The organism is Romboutsia weinsteinii, assembly GCF_002250835.2.
Lineage (GTDB): Bacteria > Bacillota > Clostridia > Peptostreptococcales > Peptostreptococcaceae > Romboutsia_A > Romboutsia_A weinsteinii.
In genome coordinates this window covers 97,799-123,208 of the sequence record NZ_NOJY02000011.1, presented here as the reverse complement: position 1 = coordinate 123,208, position 25,410 = coordinate 97,799, and the positions used below count along the sequence as shown (strand labels likewise).

Genomic DNA, 25,410 nt, shown 5'->3' with positions numbered 1-25,410 from the left:
TCTCTTAGTACAACAACAGCCATATGTATTACCTCCTATAAATTTATTATCAAATGAAATTACTACTAAGGAAGTTTCACTTGATAATTATATTGTATGTTAAATAGTGTGTATGTAGTTAAAACCTATGTTTGCAACATTTATTGTGGAAAATGTTGTGGAGATAAATTCCTAGTTGGAATAAAATAATGTTTATATACCGACTTATATGAGGCTTTGCGGGATGTCAAGGGATATGGAGATTATGAGAAGGTACAATGGGGCAAATGCTAGTCAGCTTGGAAGAAAGTATGATCTTAGTGCAAATCATGTGAGGAGGATTGCTAAGAGAGGTTGATCATGGGTGCTAGAGGTAAGGGATTTAGATAGTAGTAGGATGATTATTTGATGTGGTAAATATTAATTTAATAAGAACTTTATGGTAAAATATATATAGTCAAAATATATATAGTCAAAATATTTATGAAGAAATAAAAGATAGTAAATAACGGGGTTCAGTGAGGCTCGTCTCCGCCATTGAAATCCACGAAAAAAGATATTGGCTAAATAGCTAATATCTTTTTTCATGTCTAAAAATATAAAACTTATGAACATATTTTATCACTACATACACAAACTCTTTGATACTATATACTCATAAAACAAAATCGAATAAAAAGATAGGATATGAAATAAAAGGGGGAGGAAGCAAAACATGAACTACAAAATAAATATACCATTAGATAGAAACAAAAATGTTACTCACTAACAAAACTAGCATCACTATCAAATACCTCAACTTCGACAGTAGCCAGAATCATAGAATTTTATAATATATAGTTGACCTTAACATTATGATAACCTTTATAATTACTAAAGGAAGAAACAAACATAATTAAATACTTCAAGGAGAGATACAAATAAGTAGAGATTAAAGTCAGATCATATAAAGACTATATTACAGAGTTATATAGCAACTATAATAAATAGCAAAAGAGCTATGTAGACCTATAAACACAATTTAAAATGAGATTAAAAGGGGTAAAACCATACAAATTAAACAAGGTAAGCAAGTAGATATGTATCTTGCAGACACTGGTGAGGCTATATATGAAAAAAAATCGTAAAAATTCTTGTCGCCCATTTAAAAGGCTTGAATGTATCTAATGCATCAGCTACGCTGTAAATCAAATAAAAAACAAGAAAGTATTAGGTAAAAGTATTATATATATGCAGCTGAGTATTTTGGTTATTTTTTACATTTTTGAAAATAGTTCAATTTGATATTGCAATTAGGCCAATATTGATATAATAAAAGACATAAGCTATGCTGAATATTTGTATTTAGCATAGCTTTTTGTATGTGTAATAAATTAAATAAACATTGTGATTATTTAATGAATGTATTTCTGTACTCAAAAGGAGTCACACCTAGCGTTTTTTTAAATATCTTTGAAAAATATGCCTGGGATGAAAATCCAACTAAATCACTTATTTTATTTATAGAGTAACTACTTTTTCTAAGTAGAGAACAGGCCTTTTGTATTCTATATTCAATTATATATTGTTGAGGAGTAACCATCATACTCTGTTTAAATATTTTATAAAAATAGCTTCTGTCAATAGTTAGATAATTACTTACATCTGAAACGGTTATATTTTTGTAGTAGTTATCTTTAATAAAATTTATACCTTTATCAATATACTCGTTGTAGGGCGAATAATTATCTACAACGTTTTCATGATTGTCAACTTTTAACAGAGAGAAAAGTTGATATAAATATCCTAATGCCATATATAAATCATCATCACAACAGCATTCATAAATATTTCTAAAATAGTCATCTAATTTATTATCTTCAGTGTATCTAAAAACAAAATTGTCGTTTTTGAATCCACACATTGATAACAATTCTTTAGCTTTAAGACCATTTATTCCAATCCATCTATAAACCCAAGGGTTATCTTTCAAAGCATAATAATTATTAGCAGTATCAGGTGGAATAAAAAATCCATCTCCTGCTTTTAGATGATAACATTGGTCATTTATAAAGAATAATCCTTCACCTTCTAGTATATAGTGGATTAAGTAGTAATCAATAGGTTCGTATTGGTATGGATCCCTTGGTTCGCAATGTTCGTATCCGCACTCAAAAATATACAATTCATTGCTAGGTTTTAACTCAGTTGAAAAAATACCTATTTTATTCATTAATTTCTCCTTTTTTATCAAAATACCTATTAAAATATATGATAAATAAAGATTATTGTCAATTTTTAAAATAAAATATAGACAACAAAAGTACAAAATATAGAAACATTAGTGCATTGATAGAGATAATTCTGTATGATATTATAATTTTAAGAAAAACGTTTTTTTAAAAAGGGGTATAATTTATATTTCATTAGGAGGGGTTATACATGAAAGAAGAAAGAAGAACCTTAAGTTCAAGTGCACTAATGTTAATGACTTTTACAGCAGTGTTTTCATTTGGGAATATTATTGATAGTAGTGTAAATATTGGATTAGCTACAATACCATCGTACATATTTGGAACAATATTTTACTTCTTCCCATTTGCATTAATGATAGGGGAGTTTGCATCAGCAAGTTCAGATTCAGAATCAGGTATAAATAGTTGGATAAAAAAATCACTAGGTGCAAGATGGGCATTCCTAGGATCGTGGTCATATTTCTTTGTTAATTTATTTTTCTTTACGTCATTATTACCAAAAGTATTAATATACGCATCATTCACATTAACTGGTAGAAATGTATTTGATGGAAAAACAGTTTTAATATCAATAATATCAATAGTATTATTCTGGATAGTAACATTCATATCAACAAAGGGTGTATCTTGGATAGCTAAAATTACAAATATTTCAGGAATGGCTAGAATAGTATTAGGATTAGGATTCATAGTGTTATCTTTTGGAGTTATATTATTCTTAGGAGAATCGCCAGCTCAAGAATTTACTACTGAAACTATTATGCCAAAATTCAATTGGACATACTTTATGGTTTTAGCTTGGGTATTACAAGCTGTTGGTGGAGCTGAAAGTATAGGAGTATACATCAAAGATGTAAAAGGTGGAAACAAGACATTTATAAGAACAATGTTAATGTCTACTATAGTTGTTGGGGGATTATATGCTTTAGGAGCTGTATCTGTAGGTTTAGTTGTTCCAGCTGAAACTCTATCAGGTAACTTCTCTAATGGATTGTTTGATGCATTTAGAATATTAGGTAATCACTACGGTTTAGGAAATATAGTTACAAATATTGTAGGATTTATAATGTTACTTGCAAGTTTAGGTTCATTAGTATTATGGACTGCGGCACCAGTAAAAGTATTATTCTCTGAGATACCAGAAGGGATATTTGGTAGCTGGGTTGCAAAAACTGATGATAAAGGAAATCCTGTAAATGCACTATATCTTCAAGCTATGATAGTAACAGTATTATTAATAATACCAGCTCTAGGAATAGGTTCTATAGATAGCTTACTTGAAATGTTAATAAACATGACAGCTTCTACTTCATTAATTCCGGTACTGTTCTTCCTAGTTGGATATATAGTATTAAGAGCTAAAAAGGATGATATGGAAAGAAATTTCAAGGTTGGATCTAGAACATTTGGAATAGCGTTAGGAGTTTTATTATTAACACTATTTACATTCGTGTTCATAATATCTTCAGTTCCATCACCAGAAACATTTGAAGCATACTTCAATGGAACATTAGAGGCAGGAGCAACTAACCCAGTATTCGTATTATTATACAATGTATTAGGATTAGTTATATTCATAGGATTTGCTGAAATTCGTTGGAGAAAATATGAGAAAAAAGTAGGTAAAGAAGTAGCTAATGAATTAGTTACATCTATGGCATAAATTCTATAGAAAACATTAAAAGATATTTAATGTAAAAAATACAATAATGCGATCATCAAAGTAGATTTAAAAGTTTACTTAACTACTTTGATGATTAACTAAAAATATGGGGGGATTATTATGAAAAATTACGGACCAATAAGTTCTAAAGTAGATAAAATGCTTCATGGGGCAGATTATAACCCAGAACAATGGATTGATATGCCTAGTATTTGGGGAGAAGATGTTAGATTAATGAAGCTTTCTCATTCAAATGTTGTAGCAGTAGGGATATTCTCATGGACTATGTTAGAGCCACAAGAAGGAGTTTTTAATTTTGAATGGCTAGATGAAGTAATGGATTTAATGCACAAAAATGGAAATTATGTTATTCTTGCTACTCCAAGTGGAGCTAAACCTGCATGGATGGCTAAGAAATATCCAGAGACTTTAAGGGTTACACCTAATAGAGTGAGAAACCTATACGGAGAGCGTCATAACCATTGTTATACATCGCCTATATATAGAGAAAAAATTGCAATAATAGATAGATTATTAGCTGAAAGATATAAAGACCACCCAGCATTAATTATGTGGCATATATCTAACGAATTTGAAGGACAATGTAACTGTCATTTATGTGAAGAGGCATTTAGAGAATACTTAAAAGAAAAATATGACAATAATTTAGATAAGCTAAACCATGCATGGTGGAGTAAATTCTGGAGTCATACATATCAAGATTGGAGTGAAATAGAGGCTCCAGCACCACACGGAGAACCAGCATTACATGGACTAAATCTAGATTGGATGAGATTTGTTACTCATCAAACATTAGATTATTACAAGCACGAGAGAAGCATACTAAAAGAAATATCACCAGATATTCCTGTAACTACAAACTTCCATGATTATATATCACTTGAGAGAGGTATTGACTATTGGAAATTTGCACCTTATTTAGATGTAGTATCATGGGATAACTATCCTTACTGGCATGGAGATAGATCTGACAATCATGAAGGTAGTAGAATTGGATTTGTTCATGACTTAAATAGATCGATATTAAATGGAAAACCATTTATGATGATGGAAAGTTCTCCAAGTTCAACAAACTGGCAATCAGTAGCTAAGCTAAGAAGACCTGGTATGCACATATTATCTTCTATACAAGCAGTAGCACATGGTTCAGATACTGTACAGTATTTCCAATGGAGAAAAAGTAGAGGATCATCAGAAAAATTCCATGGAGCTGTAGTAGACCACTGTGGACATGAAAATACAAGAGTATTTAGAGATGTAACAAGAGTAGGTGAAATATTAACTAATCTAAAGGACGTAATGGGAACATCTGTAGAGCCAGAAGTAGCAGTTATTTATGATTGGGAAAACTTCTGGGCTGTAAATGATGCTCAAGGTCCAAGAATAGAGAAGAAGGATTACTTTGATACAGTTCAAAAGCACTATAGAGCATTCTGGGATATGTCAATTCCTGTAGATGTTATAAATATGGATTGTTCATTCTCTAAATATAAAGTTGTTGTAGCCCCAATGCTTTATATGGTAAGACCTGGTGTTGGTGAAAGACTTGAGGAGTTTGTAAAAGCAGGGGGAACTTTAATAACTACTTACTGGAGTGGAATTGTTGATGAAAATGACTTATGTTTCTTAGGAGGATTCCCTGGTCCACTTAGAAAAGTTACAGGTATATGGGCAGAAGAGTTAGATGCTCTTTATGATGAAGATGTAAATTATGTAACTATAGAAGATAACAATAGTCTATCTATGAGCGGTGAATATGAGGCTAAAATATTCTGTGATTTAATACATTCAGAGGGTGCAGAAGTTCTTGCAACTTATAAAACAGATTTCTATAAAGGAATGCCTGCATTAACTTGCAATAAGTTTGGAGAAGGTGAAGCATACTACATAGCATTTAGAAACAATGATGAATTCTTAGCTGACTTCTACAGAAGTGTAGCACAAAAGATAAAGTTACAAAGAGCTATAGAATTAGATTTACCAACAGGAGTTAATGCTCAAGTTCGTAGAGATGAAAATAACGAATTTGTATTCTTCATGAACTTTACAGATGAAGATAAGGTTATAGATATTAAAGATTTTGATTTAATAAACATGGAAAATGGAGAAAAAATCAACAAAACTTTAGAGCTAGAACCTTACGGTGTGAGAATAGTTAGAAATAAATAGAAGAGAAGGTAGAGCTTGCTACGGTATGGCTCTAGCTAGTATATTGAATTATCAAGGTAGATTACCATTACAAACAGATAAAAATATGAGATATTCTTTCCTAAAATATGAAAAAGCATATAAATTAGATAATAAAGAACATATATATAGAGGTACCGATTAAAAGTATAGGAGTGCTAAGTTATGATATAAAACAAGGACCTATATTAATTGGGTTTAGAGGAAATGGTTCAGGACATGCCATTGTAGGTCAGAAACTATTAAAAAATAATAGATATCTAGATGAATACCGTATAGAAATTTATGATAATAATTATCCAGGAGTATACAAAAATATAGAAGTAGAAGAGTACCAAGATGTTGATGGTAAAATACAGTTATTAATGGATAGTAAAAAATTATGATTGGGATGAAAAGAATATGTTTAACATAATCTCTGTAGATCCAATATATTTTTATCTTAAAAGTAAAAACTATTTTTAGTTTGATAATATAAAATAATTTATGATTTAATTAAATAAATACCCATTTATGGTAAGAAAAATATAAAATTTTGGATCGTGGGTATTATTCCTGCGATTCGTCTCCACCATTGAAATACACGAAAAACACATTGATATAATAGTCAATGTGTTTTTTATTTATAGTATAAAAAATACTAATCCTTATAAAATCCTTATAAACATTCTTTATACTTTTATTAAATCAAAAAGTAGAAGGGATGTTTTTTTATGAAATATATGATACAGACAAAAAATTTAAATAAAAGCTATAAAAAACAAGAAGTAAATAAAGATATATCTTTACTAGTACCAAAGAATTCAATATATGGATTGCTAGGCCCAAATGGAGCTGGAAAATCAACATTACTTAAAATGCTTACAGGAATGATAAATCCTACATCAGGAGAAATAATATACAAAGAAAAAGTATGGTCAAGAAATGACTTATTAGAAATAGGTTCACTTATAGAGCAACCGCCAATATATGAAAACCTAACCGCAAGAGAAAATCTAAAAGTACGTACACTATTATACAACTTACCAGATTCAAGAATTGAAGAAGTTCTAGAAATTGTTAACCTTACAAATACAGGAAACAAAAAAGCAGGCAAGTTTTCAATGGGAATGAAACAAAGACTAGGAATTGCAATAGCTTTATTAAATAATCCAAAACTATTAATCTTAGATGAGCCTACTAATGGATTAGACCCAATAGGCATAGGAGATTTAAGAGAATTAATTAAATCATTCCCCAAAAAAGGAATAACAGTAATCATATCTAGCCACATTTTATCTGAAGTAGATCAAATTGCAGATTATATAGGAATAATTGCAAATGGTCAACTTTGGTATCAAGAAAAGGTTCAAGAGGATATAGATTTAGAAAAGTTATTTTTAGAAGTTGTTAAAAAGGCAGGTACTAAATATGAATAAAATACTACAATCAGAGCACCTAAAACAAAAGCATACTTTTCAAAAAAAATTAATATATTTAGCTCCATTAGTAAGTATAGCAATAGCTTTTGTATTAATGGGAGGATACTATATACAAACAAGTGCTTATAACTGGTGGTATACATTAATATTACCAGGAAGCTTTACTATGATATGCTCATTTATTATATCTAATGATAGGAAAAGAAAATTCAATGGATTATTTAGTGTTATAGTGGATAAACAAAAAATTTGGTATTCTAAAATTATTATCAGTACTATGTATTTAGGGTTAAGTTGTTTAGTGTTTTTCGTAGTAATAACAATTATGGGATTTATATTTGAAACCGCTATTCAAGTTCAAAATAGTTTATTAGCATCTACAATATTATTTATAACGTTCTCGTGGCAAATACCGGTGCTGATGTACTTAGCCATGAAATTTAGCACTGGATTTACTATAATTATTAGCATTTTATGCAATTTTCTTGGTGGCATACTATTAGCGTTAACACCAATCTGGTGGATACCATTTGCGATACCATCAAAACTTATGTGTTATGTAATAAGAGTTATGCCAAATGGTTTATCTGTTGAGGCTGGAGCGTATCCATTTGATATAAAAGTTATATTAATAGGTGTAGTAGTAACTGTTCCGCTTTATATTGTAATGTCGTATCTAACTGCAAAATGGTTTGAAAAACAGGAGGTTTAATTATGCCAAGTTTTATAAATTATATAAAGATAGATTTTTATAAATTCTATCATTCAAAAATAATTAAAGTACATTTTATTATTCCAGTGTTAGCTATGATACCTTTTTTAGTGTACTACTCAGTTTCTCCATGGAATGAATTAGATAAAGTTATTTCCTATATTCAAATTATTTCAATGTCATTCCCTTTAATAATATCTATTATATTGAATATGGTATATGAACAAGAAGAATGTGGAGGGTTTCAATACTTTTTAACTACTCCTAATAAAAAATACCTTCCCCATTTTAGCAAGTTAATATCAATAATTATTTTAGGATTAATATCAACGTTTATAGCAATACTAAGTTTTGGAATTATGTTTTATATTATGGGAAATGAATCTATAAAGATAAGTTTTTATTATAAAGAAACTTTGATAGTATTCTCAAGTAACATACTTTTATATATGATACAATATTTAGTAGTATTTTCTTTTGGCAAAGGTGCATCAATTGGAATTGGAATAATTGGAAGCCTTATTTCAGCACTTATGTTAACTGGCTTAGGAGATGGAATATGGCAAGTGATACCTTGGGCATATTCAATGAGATTATCTTCTTACTTTATAATGTACAAGGAAAATATATTAATTCAAAATAGTGAGATAATACAAGGTATATTTATAATGATAATATTTATAGCTATAACTTTTATTTCACAATTAATATTTAGTAATCATTGGGAAGGGAAAAGAGAAAATTATTAGAGTAAGGAGTATTTATGAATAATATAAATATTTTAGTAGTTGATGATGAGATTGAGATCTGCAATTTAATAAAAAATGCATTGAAAAAGCAGGGATACGCAGTTACTATAAGAAATAATGCAATAGATATTAGTAAAGAAGAACTTAATAAATTTGATTTAATACTATTAGATGTAATGATGCCAACAGTAGATGGATTTACTTTATGTAGAGATATTCGAGATGAAGTTGATTGTCCAATAATTTTCATAACTGCCAAAACTATGGAGGAAGATATATTAGAAGGATTTTCTATAGGTGCAGATGATTATATAAAAAAGCCTTTTAGTATTTTGGAATTAAGGGCAAGAGTAGAGGCTCATCTCAGAAGAGAACATAGAGAAAAACAACAAGTTTTATTAACAAATGAATTAAAATTTAACTTAAAATCAAAAGAAATATATTTCAATGATGAAAAAATACTACTTACAAAAGGTGAATATAAAATTTGTGAGTATTTAGCAAGACACAAGGGACAAGTTTTTACACTAGAACAAATTTTTATAGAAGTTTATGGATTTGACAAAGATAGTGACAGTAGCTGTATTAGAGAACATATAAAAAATATACGTGCTAAGCTTACTAAGTATATAGAAAGCCCCATCACAACAGTTTGGGGGATAGGATATAAATGGATATAAAAAGAGGAAAAAGTCTGTACCTGATATTTTTAGGATACTTGATTAGTTTCTGTATTTTAAGTATAATATGGATTTTTTCATTAGTAGCATTTATTAATATTTCTGTTAATAAGGATATAATAAAACCTGCCAACTATATGGAAAATCAAGTAGAAAAATTAAAACTAGAAGCGAAGCAGGGGTTAGAGTTTGATTCAAGTAAAATACCTTATTCAAGTAAATACATTTTTTTTGATAATAAAAATAAAGTGGTTAAAGCAAATACCGATGAAGAGGAAACAAAGAACATAAACAAATACTTATATGGAGAAAAATTTAGCAGTAAATATGTTTACAATAAAATAATTTTTAAAGATGGAACTTGTATAATAGGATCTGATATTAAAGCACACTTTACATCAAAGATACTGCATGACTTAATACCATACCCAGAAAAACTATTAATAGTTGTATTTTTAACTGGATTTATATTTATAGCACTTATCATAGCAATAAAATTTGGTGAAAAATTAAAAAAAGAATTGCATCCTCTTAAATTATCAACGGAGAAAATAATGAATCAAGACTTAGATTTTGAAGTGAAAAATAGTGACGTAAAAGAATTTAATGAAGTATTAATTTCAATTTCAAATATGAAAATAGCCTTAAAAGAATCGTTAATGATGCAGTGGTATATGGAAAAGGAAAAGAAAAATCAAATATGTGCGCTAGCTCATGATATAAAAACACCAATAACCATAATAAAAGGAAACGCAGAACTTTTAAAGGAAAGTCAACTATGTCAAGAGGATAGAGAGTTTACAGACTACATTATTAATAATGCAGATAAAGTTGAAAAATATATATCAATATTAATTGATATATCAAAATCATCTTTAGAAAAAAATGAAACTAAAGAAGCTATTGACATAGATAAATTTGTAGAAGAATTAAAACGTGAACTTTACGCTTTGTGTTCATTAAAAAGCATAGCACTTTCTAATAAGATGAGTTATAAAACAAAAATAATTATAGGGAATAAAGAACTCTTAATGAGAGCTATTGTAAACATAATGTCAAATGCAGTTGACTATTCACCTACAAAAAGTGAGATTGAGTTTGTAGTAAGTGAGAAGGAAGATATGTTTATATTTACTATAAGGGATTCTGGTAGAGGATTTAATGAGAGTGGACTCAAAAATGCCACAAGTCAATTTTATATGGAAGCAAATGAAAGAAAAGTTGGAGAACATTATGGTATGGGATTGTATATTGTAGAATCTGTAGCTAAAAAGCATGGTGGTTTTGTAATTTTAAAAAATAGAGAAGACGAAGTTGGTGCAGAGGTTTCGTTAATGATTAATACTAAAGTGTGATATATTCAGATAGATTATAAATATACTTAGTATAGCTGGAGTATATTTATTGTAATTCTATATGTATAGTATTTTAAATAAGCTATAAATGAATGTGAAGTTTTATTAGGCATTTATTATAAAGTTGAGTATAAGTTAATTGTGGGTATTATTCTTGTGAATCGCCTCCACCATTGAAATCCACGATAGAATTGTCGTGGATTTTTTATGTATAACTTTAAAAATATAGTATTATAAATAAATAGATGAAATATTATTAAAAAATAAAGTTATAATTTTTATCTACATACTTTACACTATGTATAAGATTAATAGTAAAAAATTCAATAATGAGATTCAATATACTAAGTATCACTATTTTCTTGGATAGTACACACTTTATTTTAAACCTATATTTATAAGATAGGTCTTGATTTGGGTGATAATTTCCCTTTATTTGCTTCATAAGATAATTTTGCTAAATCTTCTTTTAGCATTTGTATTCGTTCAGCTCCTATACTTTCAATCCAACGTTGTTCAATCTCAATTAGTATCTCGTCTTTTAACTTAGTTACTAGCAAACCTTTTTCAGTCAAAACAATAATTTTACCTCTCCTATCAGTGGGATGATTTTTACGCATTACATAACCACTTTTCTCAAGATAATCCACCATTTTACTCACAGCTTGCTTTGTAATTCCTAAGTATTCAGCGATTTCTATACCTGTTGCTCCATCAGGTGTTATAAATTTGAACATAAAACCATGTGAAGGTTTAATATCTCCATATCCTAGCTCACTCATTCTGTCGTTTAGCTCATCAATCAATGAACTAAGGGATAATGACAAAAGTGATGTAAGATTAAATTCACTAAATATTTGATGATTCATATATAAAACCTCCTTAAATAAAGTCAATCAAGTTGACTTTATGTGAATTATATTGTACTATATACAATGAAGTCAATCAAGTTGACTATATTATAAAAATATGAAGACATAGTGCTGATAAAGTTGTATTTGGTTTTCTGTTATGGAAGATTACTTAAACCGTACAGGCAAAATATTTAAATATACGCCAGAAGCTGAAATAGAAATTGCAGTTAAATATTTAGAAAGCATGATGAGATTCTTCGGTGTAAAAGATATAGAGAAAGTAGTGATTGAAGTTCACAATAAAGAAGTTTTAATAAAATGTACAAGGGTATAAGCTACTATATGACGTTTTATTAAATTAAACATTAGTTATATAGATATCTAATTTTAAAATATATCTATATTACATAATAAGATTATAGAATTAAGATATTAGACAATAAATTAAAATATTAGGAGAAAAACATATGGCATTAGCAATGGATAAATATTTACAAGTTAGAAAGGCTCAAGCACAAGGAGCTAGAACTATAGATGAGCTTAAAAAAATATCAGATATAGTTATTGAAAATGAAGAAGAATTTAAGGAAGTAGAAGTTCTTATAAAAAATGCATGTAGATGTAAAAATGTATCAATAGAAACAGTTGAAGAAGCAGTAAAAAATGGAGCCGATACTTTTGAAAAAGTTAAAGAAGTTACTGAAGCTGGTGCAGGTTGTGGAAGATGTGCAACTATTATATCAAATATATTAGGAGTAGAAATATTTACATTAGATAGAAATAAATACGTACAAATTAGAAAGGCTCAAGCACAGGGAGCTAGAACTATAGATGAGCTAAAAAAAATACCAGATATAGTTATTGAAAGTGAAGAAGAGCTTAAGGCAGTAGAAGATCTTCTAAAAAATGCATGTGGATGTAAAAATGTATCAATAGAGACAGTTGTAGAAGCAGTAAAAAATGGAGCCGATACTTTTGAAAAAGTTAGAGAAGTTACTACAGCAGGTGCAGGATGTGGAAGATGCAAAGGTATTATATCAAATATAATAGAAAATAAAAGATAATTAGTTTATAATTTTATTATAGATTTAACTAAAGGGGATGTCGCATGAACAATTAAAATTTGTTCTGTGATATCTCCTTTTTACTTATCTTATAACTAAATATCTAATCATTTTATATGGGTTTTACATTTTGGTTTAAAAGTATGCATAACAAATAAATGTATAAAAAATACCATTTTTTAGACGCTATTTAAATTGTCTTTTCTTTTTTCATGAAATAACTTAGATACTTGTAAATTTTTAGTTCTACCTTCAATTTAGCTGATGATTCTATTTTTGTACCATCAATAAACAATGTATCTTTTGAAATTTCATTATTATCTCCAAGAAAGTTTGTAAATTGCGCTACCAAATCTTCACTTATTGGTGCAAAATGAATACTACGAAACCTTGCAATTGTTGAATGATCTGGAGCGAAGGATCCGCCTAGAAGGTAAATTAAGTTTTTATAGTATGCAAGAAAAATAAAAACGTTATACGAAAAACTTGCATAATATTATTGACAAGGATTTTTTAGGTGTGCTATATTTATATCAATAATAACTTGCGCTACATACAAGGATATGTGGAAAGTGGATGGAGGTAATGAAAAAGGAGAAGCTTAAAGGTAAGCTAAGAGAAAGTTATCATATCTATAAGTATGCCAACTTTAACCAACAATATAAACGGCAATAGTAGGTTTTATCTAGACGGAATTTATAAATTAGCAATTATGCTTAATTTATATGTTGATGAAAAGACTGATATTTTTTTATTAAAACTTGCATGACATGCTTAAATAATGTAAAAACTCATCTTAAGGTTGATAGGAAGTATTATATTGAGGTTGCAAATAAAAGAATAAGAGATTTTATAGGGGGAAATTAATATGTTTAAAGGATATATACCAACTAAAGGAAAGAAGCCAATTGAAGCATATAAAAATAGGACTGAGTTTTATAGTATAAATCATGTTGAAAATCTAAATAGCTATGGAGCAGTACTCAAAAATAATATTATTCAAATAGATATTGATGACAAAGAACAGTCAGATATTGTTTTCAAAATAGTAAAGGAGCAAAATATCAAATGCAATGTACTTGAAACCTCAAGGGGCAAGCATTTTTACTTTTTAAACAGAAATATAGACAGGAGAAAGCAGGGTTACTGGGTAGCTATAGGAGTAAAAGTAGATGTTGGACTAGGTTCTCAAAATGCAGTAATACCTATGAAAATAGATGGTAGGATGCGTAATTGGCTACAAAAATTTGATGAAATTGACTACTTACCTTCTTGGTTAGTACCACTAGACAAAACTTGTGTTGATTTTCTCAATATGGAAGAAGGAGATGGGAGAAATCAAACTTTGTATAACTATATCTTAAGACTTCAGTCAGCAGGTTTATCTAAAGAGGAGATAAAGGAAACTATAAATATAATAAACAAATACATCTTAAAAGAACCGCTAAGTGACAATGAAATAGATACAATTTTAAGGGATGAGGAATTTTTAAAAGAATCTTTTTATATAGATAAAAAGCTTCAATACAAAAAATTAACAAAATACTTAATAGAAAATGAAAACATAGTAAAAATCAATGATCAACTTAATATTTACAAAGATGGTTATTACTCAGGTGATTTGTTAGATATAGAAAAAGTAATGCTAAAGTACATCAAAAACTCAACAAAAACACCAAGAGGTGAAGTATTAAAGTACTTAGAACTAATTTGTGAGGATAAAGATTTATCTGATACTAAGTATATAGTATTAAAAAACGGTGTATTTGATTTAGAAAGCAAAGAGCTACTTGAGTACTCTCCTAAATACATTATAAAAAATAAAATCATGCACGATTATAATCCATCTGCTTATCATGAATTACTTGATAAGACAATAGACAAAATATGCTGTAATGACAAGGATTTACGCTTAGTAGTAGAAGAGATGATAGGATATACCCTACTTAGGCGTAATGAGATAGGGAAGAGCTTCATACTTACAGGCAACGGCTCAAATGGTAAATCAACATTACTACATCTTATAAATGAATTGCTTGGGGAGGAAAATATTAGTGCAGTGTCACTTAAAGAATTATCAGATAGGTTTAAGACTTTCCAATTAGATGGGAGATTGGCAAATATAGGGGACGATATAAGTAGTGAATATATTCAAGATGACAGTACTTTTAAAAAATTGGTAACTGGGGATAAAGTCAATGTTGAGAAAAAAGGAATGGATCCATATGATTTTAAAAATTATTCTAAGCTGATATTTAGTGCTAATGAGTTGCCACGTATTAATGACTTGAGTGCTGGTCTTAAGAGGCGTCTGGTGTTTGTTCCTTTCAATGCTGTATTTAGTAAAAGAGATGATGACTACGAGCCTTTTATAAAGGACAAGCTTACAAGTAAAGATGCCATGGAGTATTTGCTGAAAATTTCAATTGATGGGCTTTATAGGATACTTACTAACAAGAGTATTACTAATTGTAAGGCTTGTAATGAAATTTGGTGTGAGTATGAGGAGATTAATAATCCAGTGACGTTATTTACAAAGGATGTAAAGATAGAAAATGAATCAGTAAATGATATTTATAGAAGGTACCAACTGTGGTGTGTGGAGTCAGGTCTTAAGCCACTATCTAAGATTATCTTTGGTAAAGAAGTGCGAAAACAAGGTTTTAGTAGTAATAAAATAGTAAGAATAAATGGTAAAGTAACTAAAATTTATACTGTAAATTAAGTGTTTTCAATAGTTTTTTTGGGGGGGAACTAGATGTAACTAAAGTTTTAAAATTTTTTTACATCTTTAAACCCAGTAATAGCAAATATTGTGGATGTCTTGTAACTGAAAAACTAAAAGAAATTTCCTTATAGGGTAAAATAAAAAAAAATAAAAAAAATAATTCGATTAATATAAAGAAATTATATATTATAGTTATAGTTTTTAGGGAGATTTAGGGTGGTTGAAATATTGAAATTACATGGTTTTTTAGTGTAATCAAAACTATTTGAAAATGGTTGTATTTCTGATTACATTTGCTTGGATTTATCAACTATACATATGCTATTTGATACTTGACACAACAAAATTTAACTGATATTCTTTAAACATACCGAACGAAAGTATGTAAAGGAGAATGAAAATGGCAAGAAACAAAAATCCTGAGATTACTATAAACCGTATTCTAGATGCAGCAATGGATTTATTTTTACAAAAAGGATATGATAACACTACTATTCAAGATATAGTAGATTATTTGGGAGACTTAAGTAAGGGAGCTATTTATCATCACTTTAAGTCTAAAGAAGAAATAATAGAAGCTGTTATACCTAGACTTTATGATTCATCAGATAGTCAGCTTTTAGAAATAAAAACATCTACTTCTTATACAGGACTAGAAAAGCTTAAGAAGATATTACTTATTTCTTTAAAAAATCCTGGTCAAGAAAAACTAGCTACTGCAGCACCTAATTTAATGAAAAATCCTAGGTTTTTAACTCAACAGCTTTACAATACAGTGGAAAGTATTGTACCTAACCTTGTAGAGCCTATTATCAGAGATGGTGTAAAAGATGGATCAATAGTAACTGATAACCCTAAAGAGGTTGCAGAGACATTTATGATCTTAATGAACATATGGATAAACCCAGCTATTTTTTATTCTACAGAAGAAGAATATAAGAATAAGTTTATGTTCTTTAGAAAATTGGTGGCAGATTTAGGAATTCCTATATTAGATGATAGTATGCTTGAAGTATTAGAAGGATATAGAGCTATTATAGAAAAAGAAAGAAAGTAAAAATATAGTATCATTTATGTGAGTTATGCATAAGTATAGAATATATTAAAAAATACTGCCCATAGTGGCAGTTTAATTTTGAATTTATACATACCGAACGAATGTATATAAATTAAAAAATATAATATTAATAAATGGAGGGTGTTCAATTGAAGAATACAACAAAACTTTTTAACAAAGATTTTACCTTAATGGTAATTGGTCAAATAATTTCATTATTTGGAAATTCAATCTTAAGATTTGCATTACCACTGTATCTTTTAGATACTACAAACTCTGCAGCTTTATTTGGCGCTGTATCTGCATGTTCTCTAATTCCTATGATAACAGTAACTCCTTTTGGAGGGATTATTGCAGATAGAGCTAATAAAAGAAATATTATGGTATTTCTAGATTTTTTAACTGCTTTACTAATAACTGTTTTTGCATTTTCTATAGGAAAATTTAACTTAATATTTATGCTAATAGTTACATCGATGGCTTTATATGGAATACAAGGTGCTTATCAACCTTCAGTTCAAGCCAGCATACCACTTTTAGTAGATAGAGATAATTTATTACCAGGAAATGCAGTTATAAATCAAGTTAGTTCACTTGCAGGTTTACTAGGACCTATAATTGGTGGGATATTATATGGATTTTATGGGTTAACACCTATATTAATAGCAAGTATAATCTGTTTCTTTGTATCTGCTGTTATGGAAATATTTATCAAAATACCTTATACAAAACAAGAAACTACATCTAGTGCATTTGCGATTGTTAAAGAAGATTTTGCAACTAGTATAAATTTTATATTTAAAGAAAAGCCAGTACTTTTCAAAACTATTACTTTAATATCTTGTTTTAATTTATTCTTAAGCTCATTGATAATGATTGGTATTCCGGTTATTATTACTCAAATATTAAATATGTCTAGTCAAGCATATGGAGTTACTCAAGGTATGTTAGCTTTTGGTGGACTGTGTGGTGGAATTATGACTGGTATTTTAGTAAAGAAGATTAAGATTTACCACAGTCATATAATCTTATCACTTGCTATATTATGTTTAATCCCTATGGGTCTTGTACTTATGTTTAATGTATCTAATATGATTTCTTATATTGTTGTGACAGCATGTTGCTTCTTAATAATGGCGCTATCTACTTTATTTAGTATTCAGATATTGACTTTTATTCAAAGTGAAACACCTGGTCATCTTACAGGAAAAGTTATTTCATTCTGTTTAGCTATGACAATGTGTTCGCCACCTATTGGTCAAATTATATACGGATATTTATTTGAAGTTCTTAAAAATGATGCTCACATAATAGTATTTATAGCTGCTTTAGCTTCTGGTGTAATAGCACTTATGTCTAAAAAAGTTTTTAGTAGTATGAGAAATAATGAGGTTTATATAGAGGTTTGTAATGATAGAGAATAAACTTATATATACAATTATAAATTTTATAATGAGGATGCTAAACATAATGATAATAATGCCTTTAGTATTATCCGTTGGGCTTGTAATTTTAGCGTTATGCTTAGTAAATATAACTTTATGCATCGCTTTTTTATTAGGAGCTTTAAAAATATTTATTCCTATTTTACCAATAAATTTTGCATTACCAGTAAATGTTGGAGCAAATAATATTATAGTGAAGCTTCTAATTGTATGTATAATAGCTATATTAGGTTATTATCTATATCAATTTTTACACTGGTGTGTTCCAGGATACCTAGGTTTTTTAGGGGATTATATGAAAAAAAGCTTTATGTTTTTTTAGGGAAGTTTAAGTAGTATACAAAGATATTTTATTATTTTAAGAAATTTAAAAGATAGAAGTAAGGGGGGAGGTAAAATGTTTTATAATGCAGTAAATGGAAATGTTAAAATAGGTAACACCGATATGGATTATATATGCTTTGGAAAAGGTCAAAAAAACTTAATTATGATTCCTGGCTTAGGTGATGGATTAAAAACAGTTAAAGGAACTGCAATACCTTTTGCAGTTATGTATAGAGAATTTGCCAAAGATTATAAGGTATATGTTTTTAGTAGAAAAAACAAAATGGAAAACGGATATTCTACTAAAGATATGGCAACTGATTTAGCAGAAGTAATGAAAAAAATAGGAATTCATAAGTCCTCGATAATGGGAATTTCACAAGGGGGAATGATTGCTCAACACTTAGCTATTAATTATCCAGAGTTAGTTGATAAGCTTGTTTTAGCTGTAACTGTATCTATAGCGAATGAAACAGTAAATAACGTTGTTGGTAATTGGATAGATAGAGCTATAGCTGAAGACTACAAGGGTATTATGATTGATACAGCTGAAAAGTCATATAGTGAAAAGGCTATTAAAAAATATAGACTATTATATCCAATAATTACAAGAGTGGGTAAACCAAAGAATTTCAATAGATTTATTATACAGGCTAACGCTTGTATTAACCATAATGTATATGATGAACTGGATAAGATAAACTCTAAGACCTTAGTTATAGGTGGGGACAATGATAAAGTAGTTGGGAAAAACTCATCAGAGGAAATTGCTGAAAGAATACCTAATAGTAAGTTAGTAATACTTAATGGACTTGGGCATATGGCATATGAAGAAGCAAAAGATTTTAATACTCAGGTTTTGAATTTTCTTAACTCATAATAAGTTTAATATTGATATTCAAATATCTAAAAGAGAGTTTGGCAGACTATGAAAGTAAAATAGATGGATACTGTATTTAGCTATAGTGAAAGGTGATAAATTAGGATTTAATTAAATCTTAACTTATCACCTTTTTTATACCAAATAAAATTATTTTATATATAAATAGTACTAATATCAATATAAGCACTAGTAAATAAATATTTCAAATAAACTTTCTAAAATAATATTATTGACTTAAAACGTATATATTGTATATAATTAATATATACAATATATACGTTTTAAGATGAGAGGTGATTAGGTTTGAATATAATAATAAGTAATGCAAGCAAACAGCCTATATATGAACAGATTTCTTCTCAAATAAAGAATATGATTTTGACAGGTATTCTTAATGAAGGTGATTCTTTGCCATCAATGAGATTATTAGCAAAAGAGTTGCGAGTTAGTTTAATCACTACAAAACGAGCTTATGAAGAATTAGAAAAAGAAGGATTTATTGTATCTATAACAGGTAAAGGAAGCTTCGTTGCTACTAAAAACATGGACTTTATAAAAGAAGAACATTTAAGAAATATTGAAGATTATATGCAAAAAATTTGTGAATCAGCGAATATATGCAATATTAATCTTGAAGAATTGACAGAAATGCTAAAACTAATTTATGAAGAGGGGTAGAATATGAAAAATATATTAGAGATTTCAAATGTTTCTAAATCATATGATGGATTTAAGCTTGATAATTTAAACTTAAATCTACCATACGGATGTATTATGGGGGTTATTGGAGAGAATGGTGCTGGGAAAAGTACTACAATTAAATTAATTTTAGATCTTATACACAAAGATTCTGGTAGTATTAAAATATTTGGAAAAGATTATAAATCAATTACTAAAATAGAAAAAGAAGAAATAGGAGTTGTTTTAGATGGAAGTCATCTTCCTGAAAAATTGAACTTAAAAGAAATAAAAAGTGTCATGAAAAATATATATAGAACTTGGGATGATGAAATATTTGACACTTACATCAATAAGTTTTCACTACCAGGTAAAAAGATTATCCAAGAATATTCTAAGGGTATGAAAATGAAACTTTCTATTGCAATAGCACTTTCTCATAACCCAACGTTGTTAATTTTAGATGAAGCTACTGGAGGATTAGATCCGGTTGTCAGAGATGAAATTTTAGATGTATTTTGGGATTTTGTTCAAGATGAGAATCATTCTGTATTAATTTCTTCACATATTTTAAGCGACCTTGAAAAAATATGTGACTATATTTCATTCATACACAAAGGTAAATTGATTTTTTGTGAAAGTAAAGAAATACTAAGTGAAAAATATGGATTATTAAAATGTAGCGAAGAAGATTTAAAGTACTTAGATAAACAAGATATTATAAGCTATCGAAGAAACCAATTTAGTGTTGAAGCTTTAGTGATTAAAGATAAAATTCCAAAGGAACTTATTATAGATAATGCTACTGTTGAAGATATAATGCTTTATCATGTAAGGGAGGGTGTATAATGAAAGGTTTAATACTAAAGGATTTTATTAATATAAAGAAAGAGTCAAAATCATTTTTATTGGTTTTTGCAATGTATTTTGTTTTAATAGGTACCCAAAATTTAGATTTTCTAATAGGGGTAATATGTTTATTATGTACTATGCTACCTACAATTACTTTTACTTCTGATGAGAAAGTAGAATGGGATAGCTATGCAATTTCAATGCCTATAAGCCGTAATGACATAGTAATAAGTAAATATGCACTAGGCATAATATGTTCTTTTATAGGATATATAATAAGTATAATTTTAAGTTTTATTGTTAGTGGTATATCTGTAAGTTCAATAACTATACCAACAGTAATATTTGCTTTTTCAGCTATATTTTTATCTGTAGTTATTCCAATTTCATTAATTATAGGACCAGAAAAAGGTAGGTTACTTTTAATGATATTAATAATTACACCTTCAGTTTTAGCTGGAATATTGGCTAATACAGGGATTGTAGATGTAAATAAAATAGAAGGCTTGGTTAACTTTGTAATTAAATTTGGACCTATTTTAGGGATACTTATTGCAATTGTATCTTTTAGTATATCTCTTTGTATTTGCCTAAAAATTTATAAAAATAAAGAGTTTTAAAAAGCGTTTAATACTAAATTATAATATATTATGAATTGATTAGAGTAATAGAATCGAAGCTATTACTCTTTTTTTATTAGAAAAATGATTATAATGAAAAATTAAAATATTTTAAAAGTTTTAGTGAAAAACATTTTAAATCATGTTAACTTTGAATTGTAGCAAAATAAATATTAAAGGAGAACAAAATGAGAGTTGAAAAATTAGAAAAATGTAGAGTTGCATATATGAGAAGAGTAGGTGCTTATGGAGTAGAGAATTTTCAATTAATGAGAAATTTAAAAAAATGGGCATCAGACAATAATTTATTTACTGAAGACGCTGTAATTTATGGTATAGCTCAGGATAACCCAGAAATTACACCTTTAGAAAGTTGTAGGTATGATGTTTGTATAGTAATACCAAATGAATATGAAGTTAATAATTTAGTTGAAGAAATGGAACTAGAAGGTGGAGAGTATGCTGTTTACAAAATTAATCATACAACAGAAGATGTAAAAAAAGCATGGGGCGAGATATTTAATGATCTACAACAAAAAGGATACATTATTGATAATAAGCCAACAATTGAGAGATATTCAAAAGAGATGATTGATAATGAATTCTGTGAAATCTGTGTTCCTATAAAGAAATATAGTGCTTAATAATACCTTACTTTAGGTAAGTTTTTCTGTATCTTATCCAAATCTTATTTTATTATCTATAATAATTGGTATACTTGAGTAAAAGGGGTGAGAATTATGGCAATTGTATATATATACTTAATGGTAGGGTTACTGGGGGTAGTCTTAGGATTTGTTATTATGAAATATAAATTAGGGTACTTAGTAAGCTTTATAAATATTAAGAAATATGATAACGACAAAGTCGCTAATATTGCTGGTAGTCATATAATGGTATACGGTTTTGTAGTAATTTTCTTAGCAGGTATTAGCTATGTTACTATGGGAAGTAATGTTGAAAATATCATTGTAGCTACAATGATTATTACTGGAGTTGCTATAGAAATAGCTATATATTCTAGAATAAATAAGTACGCAAAATTAGAAAAAATATAAATACTCTTAACTAGATTATAAAAAGGGGGAGGATGTTATGTTATCAGGGATTATATACTTGGTTATTTCAGTTGCTTGCTTAGTTTATTCGTTGTTTGCATTTCAAGAAAAAGGACCACTGCTGATGACTACGTATTTCGTAGCAAGTCCTAAAGAGCGTGAAAAAATGAAAAATAGAAAAGAATATAGATTTGTTGCGACCGTATTTATAACAATAGCAGTAGCAACAGGAATAGCAGGGCTTGGGGAAATATTTAATATTGCATGGGCTTATAAGGTTACAATGGCTATTTTATTGGTACTTGTAGTATATGTAATTGTAGTATCAATAAAAGATTCTATTAAAAAATGATGAAAATGAGATGATTTAAATTTATGAAAAGATATTAATATAATCAAATATTGATATCTTTTTTTACTTATATAGATTTTTACAATTGTTTTTATTGACTATCCTGTAGCAGGATACTTTATTATAGACAAAGGAATAAATCTATTAAGGAGGTCATTATGAGTAAATCACTAGAAAGTAAAATAAATTTAATATCTTTAATTAAGTATACTTTACCAACTGTTATTATGATGGTATTTTTCTCGTTGAGTACAATTATAGATGGGGTATTTGTATCTAGATATGTTGGGTCAAACGCATTATCTGCAACTAATATTGTTTACCCTGTAATAAATATTCTAATAGGTATAAGTATAATGTTTGCAACTGGAGGAAATGCTATTGTAGCCAAATATATGGGAGAAGGTAAAGATCAAGAAGCTAAAGAGACTTTTACTCTTATTACATTAAGTGCAATAGTAACTGGATTAATAGTGGCTGTATTATCCATTATATTTATAAAGGATATAATATACGCTTTAGGGGCAACAGATAGTCTATATAAAAATTCTTTTGATTATCTGATTGTATTTTTAGTTTTTGCACCAGTTATGATAGCAAAACTATTTTTTGATTATTTTTTAGTTACAGCAGGAGTACCAAAATTAGGTCTAATAAGTTCAGTATCTGGCGGTATAATAAATATTATTTTAGACTATATATTCATAGTAGAATTTAAAATGGGAGCATTAGGAGCAGCGCTTGCTACTTGTATAAGTTATGCACTTCCTGCCGTCGTTGGAATTGTTTATTTTTCAAGAAAAAGTAATGTCTTATGTTTTGTAAAGCCTAAATTTAACATGAAATTGATTTTAGATAGCTGTATGAATGGATCTTCAGAGATGGTAACTCAAATGTCAGGTGCAGTTACTACATTTTTATATAATGCGGCTATGTTAAAGTTTTTAGGTGAAGATGGAGTAGCATCTATAACAATAATACTTTATGTACAGTTTTTATTAAACTCAGCTTATATAGGATTTACTTCAGGTGTATCACCTCGTATAAGCTATAATTATGGTAGTAAAGATGAGGAGCAGATAAGAAAATTAGTAAAATACAGTTTCACAATTATATCTGCATTTGCAATTTTTATTTTTGTATCATCTAGATATTTTTCAGATATTATAATAAGTATGTTTTCTCCAAAAGGAACTAGCTTATATGATATAACTTTAAATGGATTTATGATATTTTCATTTAATTTCTTAGTTGTTGGTATGAATATTTTTACATCTGGAATGTTTACAGCATTTTCAAATGGTAAGATTTCTGCAACTCTTTCTATTCTTAGAACATTTATATTATTTACTATAGGTATTATAATATTACCACAATACTTAGGTGTAGAGGGTGTATGGCTAGTTGTTCCATTTGCTGAATTTACCACTTTGATAGTTTCTATGATATTTATAAATAAATATAAACATACTTATATGTATGGTAAAAAGGATACTGATTTAAATTTGGCATAATTAATTTAGACTATGTTAGGCAATTGTGATATTAATTATAATTAAATAAGATCTTATTTAGGGAGAATTGGAAATGGTACTAATTACGGGAATGATTATGTATTTTGTGGGGCTAATCTGTAAATATCTACATGATGATTACAAGCAATACCCTAATATACATGTGGGCTATAAAACTCGTCTTGGGATGAAAGATAAGGAAACTTGGGAAGAAGCCAATACTTATTTTTATAAGGCTTGTATAATATCTTTAATATTTGCTATTATTTTTATCGGATTAACTAAATTAATGAATTTGAAACTTTCAAGTGTAGTTTATTTCACAACACAAATATTAATTTTTTTGGGACCGATAGTTTCAACTGAAATTCATTTATATAAGTTTAATAAATATAGAGATGTAAATAATTAGTTATTTAAAAACAGCTAGGCTTTTGATAATTCAACAGTTCTAGCTGTTTTTATTTATAAGTATATTTATTCTTGAATAACTGGATAAATTTAATAGTGATATTACATAATAATTATATTAATTATAAAAACTAATTGACAGTTGAATAGATGTTCAACTATAATATACTTAACAGTTGAATAATTACTCAACTAAAGAGGAGGAAAATATGGAGCAAAATAATATATGTGATTGCGTTGCAATAGATAATGATAAGGTAGAAAAGGTTAAAGCAAATACATTACCAAATGAGGATATAACAAAATTATCGAACCTGTTTAAGGTGCTAGGGGATAATACTCGTATGAGAATAATTACTGCACTAGCGCAAGAAGAGTTATGTGTTTGTGACTTAGCAGTAGTTCTTAATATGACTAAGTCAGCTGTAAGTCATCAATTAAAAAAATTAAAGGATGAAAGACAAGTTAAAAGTAGAAAAGAAGGAAAAAATGTTTACTATTCATTAGATGATAAGCACATTGTAGACATTGTAAGTAGAGCGTTAGAACATATAAAACATAAATAAGGA

General features: G+C 28.2%; 29 protein-coding genes. 26 read left to right on the top strand and 3 right to left on the bottom strand.

What is annotated here, in order from left to right; translation table 11 throughout:
* Window positions 1-196: 196 nt before the first annotated feature.
* Window positions 197-337 (top strand): Mor transcription activator family protein, encoded by a 141-nt coding sequence (locus tag CHL78_RS08590; RefSeq protein WP_274541846.1) that lies wholly within the window; start codon window positions 197-199, stop codon window positions 335-337.
* Between the two features lie 1,032 nt (window positions 338-1,369).
* Here CHL78_RS08590 and CHL78_RS08585 read toward each other — a convergent pair.
* The gene (locus CHL78_RS08585) at window positions 1,370-2,191 is read right to left on the bottom strand and encodes an AraC family transcriptional regulator (protein ID WP_094367569.1); all 822 of its coding nucleotides are present in this window, start codon (window positions 2,189-2,191) and stop codon (window positions 1,370-1,372) included.
* A gap of 209 nt (window positions 2,192-2,400) precedes the next feature.
* On the opposite strand from CHL78_RS08585, the gene CHL78_RS08580 reads away from it, so the two are divergent.
* The 9 genes from CHL78_RS08580 to CHL78_RS08545 all read left to right on the top strand — a co-directional run bounded on the left by CHL78_RS08580 (window position 2,401) and on the right by CHL78_RS08545 (window position 11,001).
* Window positions 2,401-3,876 (top strand): amino acid permease, encoded by a 1,476-nt coding sequence (locus CHL78_RS08580; protein WP_094367570.1) that lies wholly within the window; start codon window positions 2,401-2,403, stop codon window positions 3,874-3,876.
* 120 nt (window positions 3,877-3,996) lie between these two features.
* A complete protein-coding gene (locus CHL78_RS08575) occupies window positions 3,997-6,066 on the top strand; it encodes a beta-galactosidase (RefSeq protein WP_094367571.1) in 2,070 nt (689 codons plus the stop codon).
* A gap of 25 nt (window positions 6,067-6,091) precedes the next feature.
* Complete coding sequence (locus CHL78_RS20725; protein WP_158540666.1) at window positions 6,092-6,229, top strand: hypothetical protein; 138 nt, start codon at window positions 6,092-6,094, stop codon at window positions 6,227-6,229.
* A gap of 10 nt (window positions 6,230-6,239) precedes the next feature.
* Complete coding sequence (locus tag CHL78_RS08570; protein ID WP_094367572.1) at window positions 6,240-6,470, top strand: hypothetical protein; 231 nt, start codon at window positions 6,240-6,242, stop codon at window positions 6,468-6,470.
* Between the two features lie 327 nt (window positions 6,471-6,797).
* On the top strand, window positions 6,798-7,502 hold the full coding sequence (locus CHL78_RS08565) for a lantibiotic protection ABC transporter ATP-binding protein (RefSeq protein WP_094367573.1): 705 nt from the start codon (window positions 6,798-6,800) through the stop codon (window positions 7,500-7,502).
* Window positions 7,495-8,217 carry a lantibiotic immunity ABC transporter MutE/EpiE family permease subunit gene (locus tag CHL78_RS08560; protein ID WP_094367574.1) on the top strand — a complete coding sequence of 241 codons (723 nt, stop codon included), beginning with the start codon at window positions 7,495-7,497 and terminating at the stop codon, window positions 8,215-8,217. Before CHL78_RS08565 ends, CHL78_RS08560 begins: the two co-directional genes overlap by 8 nt.
* A gap of 2 nt (window positions 8,218-8,219) precedes the next feature.
* Window positions 8,220-8,966: a lantibiotic immunity ABC transporter MutG family permease subunit gene (locus CHL78_RS08555; RefSeq protein WP_094367575.1), complete on the top strand. Its 747-nt coding sequence runs from the start codon at window positions 8,220-8,222 to the stop codon at window positions 8,964-8,966.
* A 14-nt stretch (window positions 8,967-8,980) separates the two neighbouring features.
* A complete protein-coding gene (locus CHL78_RS08550; RefSeq protein ID WP_094367576.1) occupies window positions 8,981-9,646 on the top strand; it encodes a response regulator transcription factor in 666 nt (221 codons plus the stop codon).
* The gene (locus CHL78_RS08545) at window positions 9,637-11,001 is read left to right on the top strand and encodes a sensor histidine kinase (RefSeq protein WP_094367577.1); all 1,365 of its coding nucleotides are present in this window, start codon (window positions 9,637-9,639) and stop codon (window positions 10,999-11,001) included. Before CHL78_RS08550 ends, CHL78_RS08545 begins: the two co-directional genes overlap by 10 nt.
* A gap of 395 nt (window positions 11,002-11,396) precedes the next feature.
* On the opposite strand, the gene CHL78_RS08540 is transcribed toward CHL78_RS08545, so the two are convergent.
* Window positions 11,397-11,870 (bottom strand): MarR family winged helix-turn-helix transcriptional regulator, encoded by a 474-nt coding sequence (locus tag CHL78_RS08540; RefSeq protein WP_094367578.1) that lies wholly within the window; start codon window positions 11,868-11,870, stop codon window positions 11,397-11,399.
* 142 nt (window positions 11,871-12,012) lie between these two features.
* Here CHL78_RS08540 and CHL78_RS20720 point away from each other — a divergent pair, with 142 nt between their 5' ends.
* Together CHL78_RS20720 and CHL78_RS21425 are read left to right on the top strand one after the other, a co-directional pair.
* Window positions 12,013-12,189, top strand: coding sequence for an NADPH-dependent FMN reductase family protein (locus tag CHL78_RS20720; protein ID WP_158540665.1), 177 nt, complete (start codon window positions 12,013-12,015; stop codon window positions 12,187-12,189).
* Between the two features lie 133 nt (window positions 12,190-12,322).
* Window positions 12,323-12,919, top strand: coding sequence for a (2Fe-2S)-binding protein (locus tag CHL78_RS21425; protein ID WP_330408598.1), 597 nt, complete (start codon window positions 12,323-12,325; stop codon window positions 12,917-12,919).
* A 190-nt stretch (window positions 12,920-13,109) separates the two neighbouring features.
* Here the strand turns inward: CHL78_RS21425 and CHL78_RS20715 are convergent, their stop codons facing one another.
* Entirely contained in the window at window positions 13,110-13,271 is a 162-nt protein-coding gene (locus CHL78_RS20715) for a hypothetical protein (protein WP_158540664.1), read from the bottom strand.
* A 516-nt stretch (window positions 13,272-13,787) separates the two neighbouring features.
* On the opposite strand from CHL78_RS20715, the gene CHL78_RS08530 reads away from it, so the two are divergent.
* From CHL78_RS08530 to CHL78_RS08465, 14 genes are all read left to right on the top strand, one after another.
* A complete protein-coding gene (locus CHL78_RS08530; RefSeq protein ID WP_094367070.1) occupies window positions 13,788-15,644 on the top strand; it encodes a DNA primase family protein in 1,857 nt (618 codons plus the stop codon).
* A gap of 403 nt (window positions 15,645-16,047) precedes the next feature.
* On the top strand, window positions 16,048-16,704 hold the full coding sequence (locus CHL78_RS08525; protein WP_094367069.1) for a TetR/AcrR family transcriptional regulator: 657 nt from the start codon (window positions 16,048-16,050) through the stop codon (window positions 16,702-16,704).
* Between the two features lie 149 nt (window positions 16,705-16,853).
* Window positions 16,854-18,128 (top strand): MFS transporter, encoded by a 1,275-nt coding sequence (locus tag CHL78_RS08520; RefSeq protein WP_094367068.1) that lies wholly within the window; start codon window positions 16,854-16,856, stop codon window positions 18,126-18,128.
* Window positions 18,115-18,471 (top strand): hypothetical protein, encoded by a 357-nt coding sequence (locus CHL78_RS08515; RefSeq protein WP_094367067.1) that lies wholly within the window; start codon window positions 18,115-18,117, stop codon window positions 18,469-18,471. The genes CHL78_RS08520 and CHL78_RS08515 overlap by 14 nt, the downstream gene beginning before the upstream one ends.
* 75 nt (window positions 18,472-18,546) lie before the next feature.
* The gene (locus CHL78_RS08510) at window positions 18,547-19,353 is read left to right on the top strand and encodes an alpha/beta fold hydrolase (RefSeq protein ID WP_094367066.1); all 807 of its coding nucleotides are present in this window, start codon (window positions 18,547-18,549) and stop codon (window positions 19,351-19,353) included.
* 306 nt (window positions 19,354-19,659) lie between these two features.
* Complete coding sequence (locus tag CHL78_RS08505) at window positions 19,660-20,034, top strand: GntR family transcriptional regulator (protein ID WP_094367065.1); 375 nt, start codon at window positions 19,660-19,662, stop codon at window positions 20,032-20,034.
* 3 nt (window positions 20,035-20,037) lie between these two features.
* Window positions 20,038-20,883: an ABC transporter ATP-binding protein gene (locus tag CHL78_RS08500; RefSeq protein ID WP_094367064.1), complete on the top strand. Its 846-nt coding sequence runs from the start codon at window positions 20,038-20,040 to the stop codon at window positions 20,881-20,883.
* Window positions 20,883-21,506 carry an ABC-2 transporter permease gene (locus CHL78_RS08495; RefSeq protein WP_094367063.1) on the top strand — a complete coding sequence of 208 codons (624 nt, stop codon included), beginning with the start codon at window positions 20,883-20,885 and terminating at the stop codon, window positions 21,504-21,506. The genes CHL78_RS08500 and CHL78_RS08495 overlap by 1 nt, the downstream gene beginning before the upstream one ends.
* Window positions 21,507-21,694: 188 nt before the next feature.
* Entirely contained in the window at window positions 21,695-22,150 is a 456-nt protein-coding gene (locus CHL78_RS08490; protein ID WP_094367062.1) for an AraC family transcriptional regulator, read from the top strand.
* Window positions 22,151-22,246: 96 nt separating this feature from the next.
* The gene (locus CHL78_RS08485; protein WP_094367061.1) at window positions 22,247-22,564 is read left to right on the top strand and encodes a hypothetical protein; all 318 of its coding nucleotides are present in this window, start codon (window positions 22,247-22,249) and stop codon (window positions 22,562-22,564) included.
* Window positions 22,565-22,601: 37 nt separating this feature from the next.
* The gene (locus CHL78_RS08480; protein ID WP_094367060.1) at window positions 22,602-22,916 is read left to right on the top strand and encodes a DUF3784 domain-containing protein; all 315 of its coding nucleotides are present in this window, start codon (window positions 22,602-22,604) and stop codon (window positions 22,914-22,916) included.
* Window positions 22,917-23,074: 158 nt separating this feature from the next.
* A complete protein-coding gene (locus tag CHL78_RS08475) occupies window positions 23,075-24,430 on the top strand; it encodes an MATE family efflux transporter (protein WP_094367059.1) in 1,356 nt (451 codons plus the stop codon).
* Between the two features lie 73 nt (window positions 24,431-24,503).
* Entirely contained in the window at window positions 24,504-24,842 is a 339-nt protein-coding gene (locus tag CHL78_RS08470; protein WP_094367058.1) for an SdpI family protein, read from the top strand.
* A 208-nt stretch (window positions 24,843-25,050) separates the two neighbouring features.
* On the top strand, window positions 25,051-25,407 hold the full coding sequence (locus CHL78_RS08465) for an ArsR/SmtB family transcription factor (protein WP_094367057.1): 357 nt from the start codon (window positions 25,051-25,053) through the stop codon (window positions 25,405-25,407).
* The last annotated feature ends 3 nt before the right edge of the window (window positions 25,408-25,410 follow it).

What these genes read in the sequence shown, in the direction of transcription:
- CHL78_RS08585 (WP_094367569.1), bottom strand. Translation starts at nt 2,191, where the DNA reads ATGAATAAAATAGGTATTTTTTCAACTGAGTTAAAACCTAGCAATGAA.
- CHL78_RS08580 (WP_094367570.1), top strand. Translation starts at nt 2,401, where the DNA reads ATGAAAGAAGAAAGAAGAACCTTAAGTTCAAGTGCACTAATGTTAATG.
- CHL78_RS08575 (WP_094367571.1), top strand. Translation starts at nt 3,997, where the DNA reads ATGAAAAATTACGGACCAATAAGTTCTAAAGTAGATAAAATGCTTCAT.
- CHL78_RS20725 (WP_158540666.1), top strand. Translation starts at nt 6,092, where the DNA reads ATGGCTCTAGCTAGTATATTGAATTATCAAGGTAGATTACCATTACAA.
- CHL78_RS08565 (WP_094367573.1), top strand. Translation starts at nt 6,798, where the DNA reads ATGAAATATATGATACAGACAAAAAATTTAAATAAAAGCTATAAAAAA.
- CHL78_RS08560 (WP_094367574.1), top strand. Translation starts at nt 7,495, where the DNA reads ATGAATAAAATACTACAATCAGAGCACCTAAAACAAAAGCATACTTTT.
- CHL78_RS08555 (WP_094367575.1), top strand. Translation starts at nt 8,220, where the DNA reads ATGCCAAGTTTTATAAATTATATAAAGATAGATTTTTATAAATTCTAT.
- CHL78_RS08550 (WP_094367576.1), top strand. Translation starts at nt 8,981, where the DNA reads ATGAATAATATAAATATTTTAGTAGTTGATGATGAGATTGAGATCTGC.
- CHL78_RS08545 (WP_094367577.1), top strand. Translation starts at nt 9,637, where the DNA reads ATGGATATAAAAAGAGGAAAAAGTCTGTACCTGATATTTTTAGGATAC.
- CHL78_RS08540 (WP_094367578.1), bottom strand. Translation starts at nt 11,870, where the DNA reads ATGAATCATCAAATATTTAGTGAATTTAATCTTACATCACTTTTGTCA.
- CHL78_RS20720 (WP_158540665.1), top strand. Translation starts at nt 12,013, where the DNA reads ATGGAAGATTACTTAAACCGTACAGGCAAAATATTTAAATATACGCCA.
- CHL78_RS21425 (WP_330408598.1), top strand. Translation starts at nt 12,323, where the DNA reads ATGGCATTAGCAATGGATAAATATTTACAAGTTAGAAAGGCTCAAGCA.
- CHL78_RS08530 (WP_094367070.1), top strand. Translation starts at nt 13,788, where the DNA reads ATGTTTAAAGGATATATACCAACTAAAGGAAAGAAGCCAATTGAAGCA.
- CHL78_RS08525 (WP_094367069.1), top strand. Translation starts at nt 16,048, where the DNA reads ATGGCAAGAAACAAAAATCCTGAGATTACTATAAACCGTATTCTAGAT.
- CHL78_RS08515 (WP_094367067.1), top strand. Translation starts at nt 18,115, where the DNA reads ATGATAGAGAATAAACTTATATATACAATTATAAATTTTATAATGAGG.
- CHL78_RS08510 (WP_094367066.1), top strand. Translation starts at nt 18,547, where the DNA reads ATGTTTTATAATGCAGTAAATGGAAATGTTAAAATAGGTAACACCGAT.
- CHL78_RS08500 (WP_094367064.1), top strand. Translation starts at nt 20,038, where the DNA reads ATGAAAAATATATTAGAGATTTCAAATGTTTCTAAATCATATGATGGA.
- CHL78_RS08495 (WP_094367063.1), top strand. Translation starts at nt 20,883, where the DNA reads ATGAAAGGTTTAATACTAAAGGATTTTATTAATATAAAGAAAGAGTCA.
- CHL78_RS08490 (WP_094367062.1), top strand. Translation starts at nt 21,695, where the DNA reads ATGAGAGTTGAAAAATTAGAAAAATGTAGAGTTGCATATATGAGAAGA.
- CHL78_RS08485 (WP_094367061.1), top strand. Translation starts at nt 22,247, where the DNA reads ATGGCAATTGTATATATATACTTAATGGTAGGGTTACTGGGGGTAGTC.
- CHL78_RS08480 (WP_094367060.1), top strand. Translation starts at nt 22,602, where the DNA reads ATGTTATCAGGGATTATATACTTGGTTATTTCAGTTGCTTGCTTAGTT.
- CHL78_RS08475 (WP_094367059.1), top strand. Translation starts at nt 23,075, where the DNA reads ATGAGTAAATCACTAGAAAGTAAAATAAATTTAATATCTTTAATTAAG.
- CHL78_RS08470 (WP_094367058.1), top strand. Translation starts at nt 24,504, where the DNA reads ATGGTACTAATTACGGGAATGATTATGTATTTTGTGGGGCTAATCTGT.
- CHL78_RS08465 (WP_094367057.1), top strand. Translation starts at nt 25,051, where the DNA reads ATGGAGCAAAATAATATATGTGATTGCGTTGCAATAGATAATGATAAG.